The 17,483-nt window shown below is 67.9% G+C and carries 17 protein-coding genes; 16 read left to right on the top strand and 1 reads right to left on the bottom strand.

All coding sequences use genetic code 11. The features are described 5' to 3' along the window. The first annotated feature begins 66 nt into the window (after positions 1 to 66). From phaC to B0W88_RS12100, 14 genes are all read left to right on the top strand, one after another. The gene (phaC, locus tag B0W88_RS12165) at positions 67 to 1,770 is read left to right on the top strand and encodes a class I poly(R)-hydroxyalkanoic acid synthase (protein ID WP_077034922.1); all 1,704 of its coding nucleotides are present in this window, start codon (positions 67 to 69) and stop codon (positions 1,768 to 1,770) included. A gap of 48 nt (positions 1,771 to 1,818) precedes the next feature. Beyond that, a complete protein-coding gene (locus B0W88_RS12160; RefSeq protein ID WP_077034921.1) occupies positions 1,819 to 3,003 on the top strand; it encodes an acetyl-CoA C-acetyltransferase in 1,185 nt (394 codons plus the stop codon). Positions 3,004 to 3,153: 150 nt separating this feature from the next. Continuing rightward, positions 3,154 to 3,894 carry an acetoacetyl-CoA reductase gene (phbB, locus tag B0W88_RS12155; RefSeq protein WP_077034920.1) on the top strand — a complete coding sequence of 247 codons (741 nt, stop codon included), beginning with the start codon at positions 3,154 to 3,156 and terminating at the stop codon, positions 3,892 to 3,894. 89 nt (positions 3,895 to 3,983) lie between these two features. Continuing rightward, positions 3,984 to 4,796: a TIGR00266 family protein gene (locus B0W88_RS12150; RefSeq protein WP_077034919.1), complete on the top strand. Its 813-nt coding sequence runs from the start codon at positions 3,984 to 3,986 to the stop codon at positions 4,794 to 4,796. Positions 4,797 to 4,841: 45 nt separating this feature from the next. Further along, positions 4,842 to 5,834, top strand: a complete 993-nt coding sequence (locus tag B0W88_RS12145) for a YncE family protein (protein ID WP_077034918.1) — start codon at positions 4,842 to 4,844, stop codon at positions 5,832 to 5,834. Continuing rightward, a complete protein-coding gene (locus B0W88_RS12140; protein ID WP_077034917.1) occupies positions 5,834 to 6,652 on the top strand; it encodes a polysaccharide deacetylase family protein in 819 nt (272 codons plus the stop codon). The genes B0W88_RS12145 and B0W88_RS12140 overlap by 1 nt, the downstream gene beginning before the upstream one ends. 7 nt (positions 6,653 to 6,659) lie before the next feature. Beyond that, positions 6,660 to 7,625 (top strand): sterol desaturase family protein, encoded by a 966-nt coding sequence (locus B0W88_RS12135; RefSeq protein WP_198937828.1) that lies wholly within the window; start codon positions 6,660 to 6,662, stop codon positions 7,623 to 7,625. Next, positions 7,625 to 8,521, top strand: a complete 897-nt coding sequence (locus tag B0W88_RS12130) for an EI24 domain-containing protein (RefSeq protein ID WP_233151695.1) — start codon at positions 7,625 to 7,627, stop codon at positions 8,519 to 8,521. Before B0W88_RS12135 ends, B0W88_RS12130 begins: the two co-directional genes overlap by 1 nt. Beyond that, positions 8,518 to 9,315, top strand: coding sequence for a molybdopterin-binding protein (locus tag B0W88_RS12125; protein WP_077034915.1), 798 nt, complete (start codon positions 8,518 to 8,520; stop codon positions 9,313 to 9,315). The genes B0W88_RS12130 and B0W88_RS12125 overlap by 4 nt, the downstream gene beginning before the upstream one ends. A gap of 199 nt (positions 9,316 to 9,514) precedes the next feature. Then, positions 9,515 to 10,930: a type I glutamate--ammonia ligase gene (gene glnA / locus B0W88_RS12120; protein ID WP_077034914.1), complete on the top strand. Its 1,416-nt coding sequence runs from the start codon at positions 9,515 to 9,517 to the stop codon at positions 10,928 to 10,930. A gap of 156 nt (positions 10,931 to 11,086) precedes the next feature. Then, positions 11,087 to 11,569, top strand: coding sequence for a hypothetical protein (locus tag B0W88_RS12115; protein WP_077034936.1), 483 nt, complete (start codon positions 11,087 to 11,089; stop codon positions 11,567 to 11,569). Between the two features lie 27 nt (positions 11,570 to 11,596). After that, complete coding sequence (glnL, locus tag B0W88_RS12110) at positions 11,597 to 12,691, top strand: nitrogen regulation protein NR(II) (RefSeq protein WP_077034913.1); 1,095 nt, start codon at positions 11,597 to 11,599, stop codon at positions 12,689 to 12,691. A gap of 61 nt (positions 12,692 to 12,752) precedes the next feature. Beyond that, the gene (gene ntrC / locus B0W88_RS12105) at positions 12,753 to 14,216 is read left to right on the top strand and encodes a nitrogen regulation protein NR(I) (protein WP_077034912.1); all 1,464 of its coding nucleotides are present in this window, start codon (positions 12,753 to 12,755) and stop codon (positions 14,214 to 14,216) included. A 2-nt stretch (positions 14,217 to 14,218) separates the two neighbouring features. After that, positions 14,219 to 14,680, top strand: a complete 462-nt coding sequence (locus B0W88_RS12100) for a GNAT family N-acetyltransferase (protein WP_077034935.1) — start codon at positions 14,219 to 14,221, stop codon at positions 14,678 to 14,680. Here the strand turns inward: B0W88_RS12100 and B0W88_RS12095 are convergent. Then, the gene (locus tag B0W88_RS12095; protein WP_077034911.1) at positions 14,658 to 15,620 is read right to left on the bottom strand and encodes an MBL fold metallo-hydrolase; all 963 of its coding nucleotides are present in this window, start codon (positions 15,618 to 15,620) and stop codon (positions 14,658 to 14,660) included. The two genes, B0W88_RS12100 and B0W88_RS12095, sit on opposite strands and share 23 nt — an antisense overlap. 50 nt (positions 15,621 to 15,670) lie before the next feature. Here B0W88_RS12095 and def point away from each other — a divergent pair, with 50 nt between their 5' ends. Together def and B0W88_RS12085 are read left to right on the top strand one after the other, a co-directional pair. Beyond that, positions 15,671 to 16,213, top strand: coding sequence for a peptide deformylase (gene def / locus B0W88_RS12090; protein ID WP_077034910.1), 543 nt, complete (start codon positions 15,671 to 15,673; stop codon positions 16,211 to 16,213). Between the two features lie 160 nt (positions 16,214 to 16,373). Further along, a partial coding sequence (locus B0W88_RS12085; RefSeq protein ID WP_369973879.1) for a DUF6600 domain-containing protein occupies positions 16,374 to 17,483 on the top strand: 1,110 nt, incomplete at its 3' end.

Raw genomic sequence — 17,483 nt, 5'->3', positions numbered from 1 at the left:
GGCAAGCTTCTTGCCTGCATGGCCACCGCAGCCACGCTTTGAATCGTAGTGATCGCAAGGAGACTTATGTCGAGCAAGAAGACGCCCGCCGCCATGACGGCCGAGGGCCTCGCACAGGCCGCTGGCGAAGCGATGAACAGCTTCACCGAGATGTTGAAATCGGCCGGTTCTCAGCCCTTTCCGATGATCTCCCCGACGACGCTCAGCCAGCTGCAGTCCGAATACCTCGAGCAAGCCACCGCGCTGTGGAACGCCTCGCTGCAGGGCGAGGCGCAGCCACCCGCCGACCGCCGCTTCGCCAACGAGGCGTGGAGCAGCAACCCGGCCAGCGCCTTCGTCGCGCAGATGTACCTGCTCAACGCGAAGACGCTGCAGAAGATGGCCGACCAGGTCGAGGCCGGCGACAAGCTCAAGCAGCGGGTCAAGTTCGGCGTCCAGCAGTTCGTCGACGCGGCCTCGCCGAGCAACTACCTGGCGCTTAATCCGGAAGCCCAGGCGCTGGCGCTCTCCACGCAGGGCGAGAGCATCACGCGCGGCCTGCAGCAGCTGTGGGGCGACATGCAGCGCGGCCATGTCTCGCAGACGGACGAGAGCGCCTTCGAGGTCGGCCGCAACGTGGCCACCAGCAAAGGCAGCATCGTGTTCGAGAACGAGATGTTCCAGCTGATCGAGTACAAGCCGCTGACCGCGCAGGTCTACGAGCGGCCGCTGCTGCTGATCCCGCCCTGCATCAACAAGTTCTACATCCTCGACCTGCAGCCGGAGAACTCGCTGATCCGCTACGCCGTCGAGCAGGGGCACCGCACCTTCGTCGTCAGCTGGCGCAACCCCGATGCCTCGTGCAAGGCCTGGACCTGGGACGACTACATCGAGACCGCCGCGATCAAGGCCATCGAGGTGGTGCAGGCGATCGGCGGCACGGAGACCATCGACACGCTGGGCTTCTGCGTCGGCGGCACCATCCTCGCCACGGCGCTGGGCGTGCTCGCAGCGCGCGGCCAGCAGCCGGCCGAGAGCATCACGCTGCTGACCACGCTGATCGATTTCTCCAGCAACGGCATCCTCGACATCTTCATCGACGAGCAGGCTGTGCAGTTGCGCGAGATCACGCTCGGCGAGAAGGCGCCCGGCGGCCCCGACCTGCTCAAGGGCCAGGAGCTGGCCACCACCTTCAGCTTCCTGCGGCCCAACGACCTGGTGTGGAACTACGTCGTCGGCAACTACCTGAAGGGCGAGGCCCCGCCGCCCTTCGACCTGCTCTACTGGAACGGCGACGCGACGAACCTGCCCGGCCCGATGTACTGCTGGTACCTGCGCCACACCTACCTGCAGAACGAGCTGCGCGAGCCGGGGCAACTGACCGTCTGCGGCGAGAAGCTCGATCTCTCGAAGATCAAGGCGCCGGTCTACATCTACGGCTCGCGCGAGGACCACATCGTGCCCTGGGACAGTGCCTACCGCACGACCCAGGTGCTCGGCGGCAAGAAGCGCTTCGTGCTCGGTGCATCGGGGCACATCGCCGGTGTGATCAACCCGCCGGCCAAGAAGAAGCGCAGCCACTGGATCGGCAAGACCGCCACGCTGCCGGCCGACTCGGCCAAGTGGCTGGAGGGCGCCGTGGAGCATCCGGGCAGCTGGTGGACCGATTGGTCCGGCTGGCTGGCCGAGCATGCCGGCAAGAAGAAGGCGGCGCCCAAGTCGCCCGGCAGCCGTGCGTACAAGGCCATCGAGCCCGCGCCCGGCCGCTATGTGAAGCAGAAGGCCTCTTGAGTGAGCAAGCAAGCAAGTAACGCGTTACCTGAACGGAGCAAGCAGACCATGAGTAAAGAAGACATCGTCATCGTCGCCGCGGCGCGCACCGCCATCGGCAAGTTCGGCGGCACGCTGGCCAAGACGCCGGCCGTGGATCTCGGCGCCGCCGTCGTGCAGGACCTGCTGCGCCGCAGCGGCCTCTCGGGCGAGCAGATCGGCGAGCTGATCTTCGGCCAGGTGCTGCAGGCCGGCACCGGCCAGAACCCCGCGCGCCAGACCGTCATCAAGGCCGGCCTGCCCAACACCGTGCCCGCCATGACGATCAACAAGGTCTGCGGCTCCGGCCTGAAGGCGGTGATGCTGGCGGCCCAGGCCATCCGCGACGGCGACAGCGAGATCGTCATCGCCGGCGGCCAGGAGAGCATGAGCCTGGCGCCGCACGTGCTGCCCAACTCGCGCGACGGCCAGCGCATGGGCGACTGGAAGCTCGTGGACACGATGATCAACGACGGCCTGTGGGACGCCTACAACCACTACCACATGGGCATCACGGCCGAGAACGTGGCCAAGGAATACAGCATCACCCGCGAGCAGCAGGACGCGCTGGCGCTGGCCTCGCAGCAGAAGGCCGCCGCCGCGCAGGAAACCGGTCGCTTCAAGGACGAGATCGTGCCGTTCTCGATCCCGCAGAAGAAGGGCGACCCGATCGTCTTCGCGGCCGACGAGTTCATCAACCGCAAGTCCAGCGCCGAAGGCCTGGCCGGCCTGCGCCCCGCCTTCGACAAGGCCGGCAGCGTGACGGCGGGCAATGCCTCGGGCCTCAACGACGGCGCCGCCGGCCTGGTGCTGATGAGCGCCGCCAAGGCCGCGGCCCTGGGCCTGACGCCGCTCGGTCGCATCGCCTCCTATGCCAGCGCCGGCCTCGACCCGAAGGTGATGGGCATGGGCCCGGTCCCCGCCGCGCGCAAGGCCCTGGAGCGCGCCGGCTGGAAGCCGCAGGACCTGGACCTGCTGGAGATCAACGAGGCCTTTGCCGCCCAGGCCTGCGCGGTGCATCAGCAGATGGGCTGGGACCTGAGCAAGGTCAATGTGAATGGTGGCGCGATCGCGCTGGGCCACCCGATCGGCGCCTCGGGCGCGCGCATCCTGGTCACGCTGCTCCATGAAATGCAGAAGCGCGACGCGAAGAAGGGCATCGCCTCGCTGTGCATCGGCGGCGGCATGGGTGTGGCCCTGACGATCGAGCGTTGACTGGGCGCCACTCTTCGGGAGCAACCCGCTTGACCCGCGGTGTCACATCGGTGACTCTCGGTTCGACGCGTCTTCTTCACAACGAGACACAGGGACCGTCGGGGCGCGTAGGACGCGGCGCCCGATGATGGTCTTCAGAAGGAGATTCAGATGAGCAGCAACAAGGTCGCATACGTCACCGGCGGCATGGGTGGCATCGGCACCGCGATGTGCCAGCGCCTGCACAAGGAAGGCTTCACGGTGATCGCCGGCTGCGGCCCCAGCCGCGACTACGACAAGTGGCTCACCGAGCAGGCGGCGCTGGGCTACGCCTTCCACGCCTCGGTCGGCAATGTCGGCGACTGGGACTCGACGGTGGCCGCCTTCGACAAGGTCAAGGCCGAGCACGGCACGATCGACGTGCTGGTCAACAACGCCGGCATCACCCGCGACGGCATGTTCCGCAAGATGAGCAAGGCCGACTGGGACGCGGTGATGAACACCAACCTGGACAGCATGTTCAACGTCACCAAGCAGGTGATCGAGGGCATGCTCGACAAGGGCTGGGGCCGCATCATCAACATCTCTTCGGTCAACGGCGAGAAGGGCCAGTTCGGCCAGACCAACTACTCCGCCGCCAAGGCCGGCATGCACGGCTTCACGATGGCGCTGGCGCAGGAAGTGGCCGCCAAGGGTGTGACGGTGAACACCGTGAGCCCGGGCTATATCGGCACCGACATGGTCAAGGCGATCAAGCCCGAGGTGCTGGAGAAGATCGTCGCCACGATCCCCATCAAGCGCCTGGGCACGCCGGAGGAGATCGCCGCCATCGTCGCCTGGCTGGCGGGCGAGGATTCGGGCTTCACCACCGGTGCGGATTTCTCCTGCAACGGCGGCCTGCACATGGGCTGATTTGCTCCGCGCAAACAGAAGCGGCCTGCGGGCCGCTTTTCTGTTTACGATGCGCCCGGTTTCACATCAGCAAAGCGGGAGTTAGCAGCATGGCCATGGACGTCGTCGATTACGAGATCAAGGGCAACGAGATGCAGTTCGTCGAGGTCGAGCTCGACCCCGGCGAGGCCGCCATCGGCGAGGCCGGCAGCATGATGTTCATGGAGTCCGGCATCGCGATGGACACGGTGTTCGGCGACGGTTCGGCCAACCAGGGCGGCCTGTTCGGCAAGCTGCTGGGCGCGGGCAAGCGGCTGATCACCGGCGAGTCGCTGTTCACCACGATCTACACCAACCAGGCGCAGGGCAAGAAGCGCGTGGCCTTCGCCGCACCCTATGCCGGCAAGATCATTCCGATGGACCTGCGCCAGCTCGGCGGCACGCTGATCTGCCAGAAGGACGCCTTCCTGTGCGCGGCCCGCGGCGTGTCGCTGGGCATCGCCTTCCAGAAGCGCCTGGGCGCCGGCTTCTTCGGCGGCGAGGGCTTCATCATGGAAAAGCTGGACGGCGACGGCATGGCCTTCGTGCACGCCGGCGGCACCATCGAGCGCCGCACGCTGGCGGCCGGCGAGACGCTGTACGTGGACACGGGCTGCGTGGTCGCCTACACGCCCAGCGTGGATTTCGACATCCAGTACGTCGGCAAGATCAAGACCGCGCTGTTCGGCGGCGAGGGCCTGTTCCTGGCCAAGCTGACAGGCCCCGGCGACATCTGGTTGCAAAGCCTGCCGCTGTCTCGCCTGGCCTCGCGCATCTTCGCGGCGGCGCCGCAGCGGGGCGGGCACAAGGAAGAGGGCTCGGTGCTGGGCGGTTTCGCGGCCGGCGGGCTGCTGGGCGGCCTGATCGGCGGGGATGACGAATAATCGCGCTCTACTTCGCAGTTTTCGCAGTCCAGGATTCCCCTCCCGATGTTTCGATTTGCAGCCCTCTGGCTGGCGCTGGGTCTCGGCGTTAGCAGCATCGCTCACGCGGCCCCGCCGATCTTCGTGCTGAACTCCCTCGATGCCGACATCAGCATCGTCGACCCGGTCAGCTTCGCGCAGGTCAAGCGCATCCCGACCGGCAAGGAGCCGCACCACCTGTACCTGACGCCAGACGAGAAGTCGCTGGTGGTGGCGAATGCGCTGGGCGACTCGCTGACCTTCCTGGACCCGAAGACGGCCGAGGTGCAGCAGGTGCTGCGCGGTGTTTCCGACCCCTATCACCTGCGCTTCTCGCCGGACATGAAGTGGTTCGTCACCGCGGCGAACCGGCTGGACTTCGTGGCCGTCTACCGCTGGGTGCCCAAGGACGCGGCCAACCCGCTGCAGCTGGTCAAGCGCATCCCGGCGCCGAAGACGCCCAGCCACCTGAACATCGACAGCAAGAGCAGCACGCTCTACGCCAGCCTGCAGGACAGCGACCAGCTGATGGCCATCGACCTGGCCACGCAGACGCCGCGCTGGACGATCCCGGTCGGCAAGATGCCGGCCGACATCTTCATCACGCCGGACGACAAGCACATCCTCGTCGGCCTCACCGGCGGCAGCGAGGTCGAGGTCTACGACATCTCCGACGGCGGCAAGACGCCGGCGAAGCTGGTGCGCAAGATCCCGACCGGCAAGGGCGCGCACTCCTTCCGCGCCTGGGGCGACCACCGCCACGTGCTGGTCAGCAACCGCGCCGGCAACACGATCAGCAAGATCGACCTGCAGAGCTTCTCGGTCGTCGACACCTACCCGGCGCCCAGCGGCCCGGACGACATGGAGGTGCTCGGCGACGGCAAGACGCTGCTGGTCACCTCGCGCTGGGCCGGCAAGCTGACGATGATCGACACGGTGGCGCACAAGGTGGTGAAGCAGGTCAAGGTGGGCAAGTCGCCGCACGGCGTCTGGACGCTGGACCACATGCCGCGCCTGTGATGCTCAAGCGCCGTGCAGTTCTGGCGTTAGCAGTCGCCACGCCACTGGCCCTGGCGCAGCCTTGCGACAAGCCCGTCTACCTCACCTTCGACACCGGCCACATGGGCGTGGCCCCGCTGATCGCCGAGACGCTGAAGAAGTTCGACGCCAGGGCCACCTTCTTCCTCGCCAACGAACCCACGCTGACCGGCGGCATGACGCTGGACGCGCAGTGGGCGCCGTGGTGGAAGGAGCGGGCCGCCGAGGGGCACGACTTCGGCGCCCACACCTGGGACCACGACATCTGGCTGGAAGACCTGCCCGATGCCGAAGGCAAGGTCGAGCGCTTCAAGTTCCGCACGGTGGCCGGCAACAACACGCCGGTGATCCGCGAACTGAGCGCCGAGCAGTATTGCGAGAGCCTGAAGAAGGTGAACACGCGCTTCGAGGAGATGACCGGCCGGCCGCTGGACCCCATCTTCCGCGCGCCCGCCGGCAAGGCCTCCAAGGCGCTGCTGGCGGCGGCGCAGCGCTGCGGCTTCCACCATGTCGGCTGGAGCACGGCGGGCTTCCTCGGCGACGAGCTGCCTTCCGACAGGTTCCCGAACGCCATGCTGCTCGAGAAGGCGCTGAAGAACATCAAGCCAGGCGACATCCTGCTGGCCCACCTGGGCATCTGGTCGCGCCAGGACGCCTGGGCGCCGGCGGTACTGGAGCCGCTGATGCAGGGATTGAAGGAGCGCGGCATGTGCTTCGCGCCCTTGCATGAAAATCCGCGTTATGCGGTCCTGATGCGGCCCACCCGGGCCGGCGGAGGCCCGAGGACGACAGCCAAGTAAGTCAATGATGGACTGGTTCAGCGACCTCTTCAGCCAGTGTCAGGCCTGGGTCTACGAGACCCTGGTGCAGCCCGTCGTCTTCGGCCTGGGCTACGGCAACCTGCTGGAAGACGCCTTCGACGCCACCGGCTGGCTGCTGGTGGGCCTGCTGCAGATCACGGTGATGCTGGTCTTCATCGGCGCGCTGGAGCGCCTGTACCCGGCCGAGCCCGTGACCGACCGGCGCGCGGTCCGCGTGGACATCCTCTACACGCTGATCCATCGCCTGGGCCTGTTCCGCCTCGCGCTGTTCTTCGCGATCGACCCGCTGTGGGATGCGCTGTCCGGCGAGATGCGCCTGGCCGGCATCGAGACCTTCCAGCTCGATGCGCTGTGGCCCGGCGTCACCGACGTGGCCTGGGTCAGCTTCCTGGTCTACCTGGTCGTCTTCGACTTCGCCAACTACTGGCTGCACCGCGCGCAGCACGGCTTCGAGTGGTGGTGGCAGCTGCATGCGCTGCACCACAGCCAGCGGCAGATGACGATGTGGAGCGACAGCCGCAACCACCTGCTGGACGACCTGATCATCGACAGCGCCTTCGTGCTGCTGGCACGGCTGATCGGCGTGCCGCCGGGGCAGTTCATCGCGCTGGTGGCGGTGTCGCAGCTGCTGGAGAACCTGCAGCATGCGAACACGAAGCTGTGGTTCGGCGCGGTGCTGGAGCGCGTGCTGGTGAGCCCGCGCTTCCACCGCCTGCACCACTCGATCGGCTTCGGCCACGAGACCGACGGCCGCGGCACGCTGGGCGGCCACAACTTCGCGGTGCTCTTTCCGGTCTGGGACGTGCTGTTCGGCACCGCCAGCTTCGAGCTGCGCTGGGATCCGACGGGCGTGCGCGATCAGTTGATCGAAGAAGGTGGGCGTGACTACGGCCGCGGCTTCTGGGCGCAACAATGGCTCGGCCTGAAACGTCTTGTCCGGAGAACGAGCTGATGGTCAACACGATGGCCCGCGTGGCCGATGCCTTCTGGCGCGCGGTCGCCTACTGCCTGCATCCGCAGGTGATCCTGCTCTCGCTGGCGCCGCTGATCCTGTCGGCCGGCATCACTTTCGGCCTGGGCTGGTTCTTCTGGGAAGCGGCAGTCGATGGCGTGCGCCACACGATGGAGCAGTGGCAGATCCTCAACTCGATGCTGGGCTGGCTGGACTACATCGGCGCCAACGGCTTCCGCTCGGTGCTGGCGCCGCTGGTGGTGCTGGCGCTGGCGCTGCCGGTGGTCATCGTGATCAGCCTGCTGCTGGTGGCGCTGATGATGACGCCGGCGCTGGTGAACCTGGTGGCGCGGCGGCGCTATGCGGCGCTGGAGCGCAAGCACGGCACGGCCGTCTGGATCGGCGCGCTGTGGGGCGTGTGGAACTCGCTGCTGGCGCTGGTCGCGCTGGTCGTCAGCATGCCCTTCTGGCTGATCCCGCCGCTGGTGCTGATCGTGCCGCCGCTGATCTGGGGCTGGCTGGGCTACCGGGTGTTCTCCTTCGATGCGCTGTCGGACCACGCCTCCAAGGAGGAGCGCCGCCAGATCATGCGCGAGCACCGCATCCCGCTGCTGACGATGGGCCTGGTCACCGGCTACCTCAGTGCGCTGCCGGCGGCGATCTGGGCGATCGGCGTGGCGGCGGTGGTGCTGGCGCCCTTCCTGATCGTGGCGTCCATCTGGCTGCACATGCTGGTGTTCGCCTTCTCCACGCTGTGGTTCACGCATTACTGCATGACGGCGCTGCACGAGCTGAGGCTGCGCCAGTCTGCCGTGCCGCCGGCCACGCAGATGGTCGTCGAAGTGCGCGACGAGCACGAGCCGCTGCTGCCCAACCCGGATACGCCCCTGCCATGACGAACATCGGCCTCATCATCATCGGCGACGAGATCCTGTCCGGCAAACGCCAGGACAAGCACCTGTCCAAGTTCATCGAGATCCTGGCCGAGCGCGGCCTCGCGCTGTCCTGGGCCCGCTACCTGGGCGACGACCGGGCGCTGATCGTCGAGGAACTGAAGCGCGCCTTCGCCAGCGGCGACCTCGTCATCAGCTGCGGCGGCATCGGCGCCACGCCGGACGACCACACCCGCCAGGCCGCCGCCGCCGCGCTGGGGCAAGACCTGGCCCTGCATCCCGAGGCCCGCGAGCTGATCTGGCAGCGGGTGCTGCAGACGGCCGCCGAGCAGGGGACGACACCGGACCCCGATCACCCCGACACGCTGCGCCGCTTCGAGATGGGCCAGTTCCCGTCCGGCGCGCGGATCATCCCGAACCCGTACAACAAGATCCCCGGCTTCTACGTCGGCGACGTGCATTTCGTCCCCGGCTTCCCGGTGATGGCCCATCCGATGATGGCCTGGGTGCTGGACGAACGCTATCCGCACCTGCGGCGCACCGTCGGCGTGCTCGAGAAGTCGCTGATCGTCCAGGGCGCGATGGAGGCCACGCTGACGCCGCTGATGGAGACCATCGAGGCCGATTTTCCCGGCATCAAGGTCTTCAGCCTGCCCAGCGTGGACCACCCGCAGTGGGGGCGCCATATCGAGCTGGGCGTCAAGGGCGAGGCCATCCACCTGGACGCTGCCTACGCCGCGCTCAAGGCCGGCCTGGTCCACTATGGTGCAACCGTAGGCACTGAACTGGTGCGATGATTTGCGCCTGGGTGCACCATTGTGGGCGGCGAGATCCGCCGTCCTTTGGTGCATCCGACGCATAATGCCGCGGCGCTCGGGGCAGCGCCCATTGGCACACAAACTGCTTTGTCGATGGGAGCGGCGTTCTTTCTTCCCAAGGCGAGCGCGTGCCGAATTCGAATTACCCAACCCAACAGTCCGCTACTAGGAGCAATTGATGGCCAAGACCGTCGCCGATGTGATGAGCATGGTGAAGGACAACGAAGTCAAGTTCGTCGACTTCCGCTTCACCGATACCCGGGGCAAGGAACAGCACGTGACGGTGCCGGTTTCCCACTTCGATGACGACAAGTTCACGTCGGGCCACGCCTTTGACGGCTCCTCGATCGCCGGCTGGAAGGGCATCGAAGCCTCCGACATGCTGCTGATGCCGGACCCGAACACCGCCAACATCGACCCCTTCTTCGAAGAGCCGACGCTGATCCTGTCCTGCGACGTGGTCGACCCGGCCGACGGCAAGGCCTATGAGCGCGACCCGCGTTCGCTGGCCAAGCGCGCCGAGGCTTACCTGAAGTCCTCCGGCCTGGGCGACACCGCCTACTTCGGCCCGGAACCCGAATTCTTCATCTTCGACTCGGTCCGCTGGGGCAACGAGATGTCCGGTTCGTTCTTCAAGATCGAATCGGAAGAGGGCGCCTGGAACTCGGGCAAGGAATACGAGCACGGCAACAGCGGCTACCGTCCGACCGTCAAGGGCGGCTACTTCCCCGTGCCCCCGGTCGACAGCGGCCAGGACATGCGCTCGGAGATGTGCCTGATCCTGGAACAGATGGGCATCCCCGTCGAAGTCCACCACCATGAAGTGGCCAACGCCGGCCAGATGGAAATCGGCACCAAGTTCAGCTCGCTGGTCCAGCGCGCCGACTGGCTGCAGCTGCAGAAGTACATCATCCAGAACGTCGCCCACGCCTACGGCAAGACCGCGACCTTCATGCCCAAGCCGCTGGTCGGCGACAACGGCTCCGGCATGCACGTTCACCAGTCGGTCTGGAAGGACGGCAAGAACCTGTTCGCCGGCGACGGCTATGCCGGCCTGAGCGAGTTCGCCCTGTACTACATCGGCGGCATCATCAAGCACGCCCGTGCGCTGAACGCGATCACGAACCCCGGCACCAACAGCTACAAGCGCCTGGTCCCCGGCTTCGAAGCCCCGGTCAAGCTGGCCTACTCGGCCAAGAACCGCTCGGCCTCGATCCGCATCCCGTACGTGGCGAACCCGAAGGGCCGCCGCATCGAGGCGCGCTTCCCGGATCCTTCCGCCAACCCGTACCTGGCCTTCTCGGCCCTGCTGATGGCCGGCCTGGACGGCGTGGAAAACAAGATCCATCCGGGCGAAGCCGCCACGAAGGACCTGTACCACCTGCCGCCGGAAGAAGACGCGAAGATCCCGACCGTCTGCCACAGCCTGGACCAGGCGCTGGACTACCTGGACAAGGGCCGCGCGTTCCTGACCAAGGGCGGCGTGTTCACCGACTCGTACATCGATGCCTACATCGAACTGAAGATGCAGGAAGTGACCCGCTTCCGCATGGCGACCCACCCGGTCGAGTTCGACATGTACTACTCGCTGTGATCCGGAATGGCGGCATGCGTCACGCGTACCGCCTAGCTCCGGGCACGACCCGCAAAGGACGGCTTCGGCCGTCCTTTTTCTTGCCGGTGTTACATGTGCTTGCCCCGCACGCCGGCATCGTTCCAGGCAGCAACATGCTTGGGCCACAATGCCGCCATGCGATCGCTCCTTCCCCTGCTGCTGACGATGGCGACCAGCGCCGCTTCGGCCGCCGTGTACCGCTGCCCCGGGCCGCCGGTGCTCTACACCGACGCGCTGTCCCCGCGCGAGGCGATGGAGCGCGGCTGCAAGACGCTGGAAGGGCAGCCGATCACGGTGATCCAGGCGCAGAAGCCGCGTACTGCGACAGCCACGGCCTCATCGGCCTCGGGAGCTGAAGGTGGCGCCCGGGTCGACCCCAGCCAGCAGCGCCAGCGCGACGACGAGCGCCGCCGCGTGCTGCAGGACGAACTGCGCGCCGCCGAAGGCCGCCTGGCCGCCACGCAGGCCGAGTACCAGGGCGGCAATGGCGAGAAGCAGGGCGACGAGGCCCGCAACTACCAGAAGTACCTCGACCGCATGGCCGAGCTCAAGGCCAGCATCAATCGCCAGCAGAGCGATATCGACGCCCTCAAGCGCGAGATATCAAAGCTCCCCTGACCGGCCTCCTGGCGGAGGTCCGCCACCATGATCGACATCCACAAGCGCGAAGTCGCCGACTTCGGCGCCTTCGACACGCTCGCCACCATGGTGGCGGTCATCCAGCCCAGCGGCGAATGCCTGTTCGCCAACACCGCCTTCGAGAACGTGCTGCGCCTGTCGCGCCGCGCGGTGCAGCGGGGCAACCTGCTGGACTGGTTCGCCGACTCGGCCTCGCTCACCGATGCGGTGGCCGGCGTGGCCCGCAATGCCTACTCCAGCAGCCGCCTCGAGGCCCAGCTGCGCTGCGGCGCGCGGCCGCACGAGGAACTGCTGCCGGTCCATGTGATCGTTTCCCAGATGGAGCAGGCCGGCGGCCATAGCGGGGCCGTGCTGGTGGAGCTGATCGAGAACGCCCAGCAGACGCGCCAGGACCGCGAGGAGCGCACGCTGGACCAGGTGCAGGCCACCAAGGAGCTGACCCGCAACCTCGCCCACGAGATCAAGAACCCGCTGGGCGGCATCCGCGGCGCGGCGCAGCTGCTGGCGATGGAGCTGGACGACCCGGAGATGAACGAATACACGCAGGTGATCATCCACGAGGTGGACCGCCTGCAGTCGCTGGTGGACCGGCTGCTGGCGCCGCACCGCCATGCCCAGGTGGTCGGCGACGTCAACATCCACGAGATCTGCGAACGCGTGCGCATGATCATCATGGCCGAGTACCCGCGCGGGCTGACGGTGGAGCGCGACTACGACGCCTCGCTGCCCGATTTCCGCGGCGACCGCGAGCAGCTGATCCAGGCGGTGCTGAACATCGTGCAGAACGCCGCCCAGGCCCTGCATGCGCGCATTGCGGCCGGCGATGCGGTGATCGTGTTGCGCACCCGCGTCGCTCGTCAGGTCACGCTCAGCAAGCAGCGCTGGCGCTTGGCATTGGAATTGCATGTGGAGGACAACGGCCCCGGCGTGCCGGTGGAGATCCTGGACCGCATCTTCTATCCCCTCGTGTCGGGGCGTGACGGTGGCACCGGTCTGGGCTTGACGCTGGCCCAGACGATCGCCCAGCAGCACCAGGGCATGATCGACTGCGAGAGCGAACCGGGCCGGACCGATTTCCGCATGACCCTGCCGCTGCCCTGACCACAAGTCGTGGCGGCGGACGGGGTTGCAGTGAAGTTAGAAGGTTTTCGACAGGACACGCATGAAATCCATCTGGGTTGTTGACGACGACCACTCCATCCGCTTCGTGCTCGAGAAGGCGCTGGCCCGCGAGGGGCTGCCGGTCCGCAGCTTCTCCAACGCGCGCGAACTGCTTGCCGCGCTGGACGAGGGCGACAGCCCGCAGGTGCTGGTCTCCGACATCCGCATGCCCGGCGGTTCCGGCCTCGATCTGCTGGGCAAGGTGAAGGAGCGCCTGCCGGGGCTGCCGGTCATCATCATGACCGCCTACTCCGACCTCGACAGCGCCGTCTCCGCCTTCCAGGGCGGCGCCTTCGAGTACCTGCCCAAGCCCTTCGACGTGCCGCGCGCCGTCGAGCTGATCCGCCGCGCGCAGGAGGAGAGCCAGCGCGAATCGGTGGCGGAGGAATCCTCCGCACAGGTGCCCGAGATGCTGGGCCAGGCCCCGGCGATGCAGGACGTGTTCCGTGCCATCGGCCGGCTCTCGCAGAGCAACGTGACCGTGCTGATCACCGGCGAATCCGGCTCCGGCAAGGAGCTGGTGGCCCGCGCGCTGCACAAGCACAGCCCCCGCTCCGACGGGCCCTTCGTCGCGATCAACACCGCCGCGATCCCGAAGGACCTGCTGGAGAGCGAGCTGTTCGGCCATGAGCGCGGCGCCTTCACCGGCGCGCAGGCGACACGCCGCGGCCGCTTCGAGCAGGCCGACGGCGGCACGCTGTTCCTGGACGAGATCGGCGACATGCCGCTGGATCTGCAGACCCGCCTGCTGCGCGTGCTGTCCGACGGCCAGTTCTACCGCGTCGGCGGCCACAGCCCGATGAAGAGCAATGTCCGCGTGATCGCGGCGACGCACCAGAACCTGGAAGAGCGGGTGCGCCAGGGCGCCTTCCGCGAGGACCTGTTCCACCGCCTGAACGTGATCCGCCTGCGCCTGCCGGCGCTGCGCGAGCGGCGCGAGGACATCGGCGTGCTGGCCCGCTACTTCCTGCAGCGCAGCGCCACCGAGCTGGGCGTGGAGCCCAAGCGCCTGTCCGATGCCGCGCTGGCCCGCCTGGTCGGCTTCGACTTCCCGGGCAACGTGCGCCAGCTGGAAAACATCTGCCACTGGCTGAGCGTGATGGCGCCCAGCCAGGTCGTGGAGCCGAAGGATCTGCCGCAGGACCTGCTGGTGACCAGTTCGCCGGCCCCGCAGGCCGCGGCGCCTGGCCTGGCCGTGGCGGCGCCCGGCGAGACCGCACCGGCCCTGCCCAGCTTCGGCGCCGGCCCGGATGCCTGGGTGGCCGAGATGGCCCGCGAGGCCCGCCGCCTGCTCAATGCCGGCGAGCCCGACGTGTGGGACGCACTGACCCGCCGTTTCGAGGCCAGCCTGATCCTGACCGCGCTGGACGTGACCCGTGGCCGCCGCATCGAGGCCGCGCAGAAGCTGGGCATCGGCCGCAACACGATCACCCGCAAGATCCAGGAACTGGGGCTGGAGCCTTGAGCCTGCGAATCGAACTCGACGACCTCAGCCGCCCGCAGATCCACGCGCTGCTGCAGGAGCACCTGGACAGCATGTATGCGCTGTCGCCCCCGGAGAGCGTGCACGCGCTGGACTTGTCCAAGCTGCGCAAACCCGAGATCAGCTTCTGGTCCGTGTGGGACGGCGACACGCTGCTCGGCTGCGGCGCGCTGAAGGAGCTGGACGCCACGCATGGCGAGGTCAAGTCCATGCGCACGCCCGAGGCGCTGCGTGGCCGCGGCGCCGGGCGCGCGGTGCTGGCCCACATCATCGAGACCGCGCGCTCGCGCGGATACAAGCGGCTGAGCCTGGAGACGGGCCCGGCTGATGGTGGTTTCGCGGCCGCTCACGGGCTCTACGAGAAGTTCGGCTTCCGCTACTGCGGGCCTTTCGCCGACTACAGCTTGGATCCATTCAGCGCCTTCATGACGCTGGAGCTTTCCTAGCGGAACGACCCAGCCAGATCGCCAGGCCCTGGGCATTCAGCTCGATGTCCAGTTCCAGCAGCTCCAGCACCCGCTGCGGCGGCATGTCGCAGCCGTGTTCGGCCACGCGGTGCAGGTAGATGGCCGACAGACCCGCTTTGAGCGCCTCGTGCCGGTCCGGCGCCGAGCGCAGGGCTGAAGCCATCGCCACCGTCTCGTCGATCTCGTCCAGCAGCAGCGCGGCGAGGCGCGGGACCTCGCCGATGCGGGCGTAGTGGGTCAGGTACATGCAGGCCGGCTCGAAGCTCATCATCCGCTCGATCGAGCGCCGCAGCGCCTCCGGCTCGAACTGCACCGGCGTGCTGGTCGGCATGATCCACGGGCCCTGCGCGGCGGTGTCGAACTCGCGGTAGCTGAGGCCGAAGGTGTCGCCGGTGAACCAGCCGCGCGAGCGTTCGTCCCAGATGCAGTGGTGGTGGCGGGCGTGGCCGGGCGTGTCGATGAGGGTCAGCGTCCGCGTGCCGATGGCCAGGCGCTGGCCGTCGTGGCTGGCTTCGGCCCGTTCGGCCGGCACGGCGACCAGCTGGCCATACGAGCGCTGCATCTCTTCCTCGCCATAGACGGCCGTGGCGCCGGCCCACAGCACGCTCGGATCCACCATGTGCCGCATGCCGCGCGGATGGACCAGCAGCCGCGCTGCGGGCAGCTCCCGCATCAGCAGCCCGGCGCCGCCGGCGTGGTCCAGGTGGACATGCGTGGGGATCACCCAGTCCACGGCGTCCCGGGCCAGGCCCAGGTGCTCCAGCGCCGCCAGCAGCCGCGGCACCGCATGGTTCGTCCCGGTGTCGATGAAGGCGGCGCGGCCGCTGTCCACCAGCAGGAAGGCGGCGTCGAAGCGCGGGCGCTGGAAGCCGGTGTCGATGGCGTAGAGCCCCTCGCCCAGCGGTTCGATGAAGTCCATGGAGGCGGTCCTTAGAATCGCCGCACGATAACGCACAGGACAGACCGCGCATGGCCGTTCACGAGATTCTGAAGATGGGTGACCCGCGGCTGCTGCGGGTGGCGCAACCGGTGCCGGCTGAACAGTTCGGCACGCCCGAGCTGAAGGCCCTGGTGGCCGACATGTTCGAGACGATGAAGGCCGCCAACGGCGCGGGCCTGGCGGCGCCGCAGATCGGCGTGGACCTGCAGCTGGTGATCTTCGGCTACCAGAGCAACCCGCGTTACCCGGACGCCCCGCCGGTGCCGCCGACGGTGCTGCTGAACCCGGTCATCACGCCGCTGGGCGAGGCACTGGCCGAGGGCTGGGAGGGCTGCCTCTCGGTGCCCGGGCTGCGCGGCGTGGTCGAGCGCTTCGACCGCATCCGCTATAGCGGCTTCGATGCGGACGGCAATGCCATCGAGCGCGAGGCCGACGGCTTCCACGCCCGCGTGGTGCAGCACGAGTGCGACCACCTGATGGGCGTGCTCTACCCGATGCGGGTCAAGGATTTCAGCCGCTTCGGCTTCACCTCCGTGCTGTTCCCGGAACTGGATCCAGACGCGGACGACTGAGTCCCCTCCATCATTCCATCTGTTGAAATTGTTTGTAAGCCGGTCGGCCGGGACCGGAGCTTGCCCGTTGTAGTCGGGCAATGGAGTCATTCGCATGAAGGCAGCAGCACTCGCATCCTCAAGCTCTACCGCGCGATGGGCGCGCTTTCGCATCGCCCTGATGTCCGGCCTGCTGGTCGGGCTCGCGCTGTTCATCCACCAGGCGGCACGGGCCCAGCCCGGCGATGACCCGCCCGCCGTGGTCGCCCGCGTCGGCGAGGTGATCGGCGACGCCTGGCTGTTCGACTCCGAGACCCGCGAATGGACGCGCCTGATGCGCAACCAGACGATCGGCGAGGGCGACCAGCTGCGCACCGACGACCGCTCCCGCGTGGCCCTGCGCATCGGCTCCACCAGCGTCTGGGTGGACGAGCGCAGCGACCTGAACCTGCGCCGCCTGGACGAAGGCCGCATGGTGCTGCAACTGGACCGCGGCGACCTGGGCCTGCGCCTGCGCAGCAACGAGGTCGTCGGCGACACCCGGGTGCAGACCAGCGACGGCGACATGCTGCCCGAGCGCGAGGGCCTGTACCGCGTCGAGCAGCTCGATGACAACCGCGGCAGCCGCGCCTATGTCTGGCAGGGCCGTCTGCGCTTCGAGCCGGCACGTGGCGGCGACATCCCCCCGACGGTGCTGCAGAGCGGCGAACAGGCCGAATTCTGGTGGGCCGGCGGCCCGCGCGTCGAGCGCAACCGCCTGTCCAGCGACGGCTTCGGCGACTGGATGGTGGCCGAGGACCGGCGCGAGAGCGACGGCATCGCCGTGGCCCGCCGCTATGTCTCGCCGGAGATGACCGGCATCGAGGATCTGGACCGCAATGGACGCTGGGAACAGTCGTCCGATTACGGGGCGATCTGGTACCCGACCGCCGTCGGCTCGGACTGGGCCCCGTACCGCGACGGCCACTGGGTCTGGACGCGCGCCTGGGGCTGGACCTGGGTGGACGATGCGCCCTGGGGCTTCGCCCCCTTCCACTATGGCCGCTGGGTGCAATACCGCGGCCGCTGGTGCTGGGCGCCGGGCGCCTATGTGCAGCGCCCGGTCTATGCGCCGGCGCTGGTGGCCTGGGTCGGCGGCGGCAACTGGAGCGTCAGCATCGGCGCCGGCCGCAATGCGCCGCCGCGCTATGGCTGGTATCCGCTGGCGCCGCGGGAGGTCTATGTGCCGCCGTTCCGCCACTCGCCGGTCTACGAGCGCCGCGTCAACGCCGACCACGGCCCGATGCAGGGC

Origin of the sequence: Pelomonas sp. KK5, from assembly GCF_001984095.1 — a bacterium.
GTDB lineage: Bacteria > Pseudomonadota > Gammaproteobacteria > Burkholderiales > Burkholderiaceae_C > KK5.
This window is presented reverse-complemented; position numbering and strand designations above follow the sequence as displayed.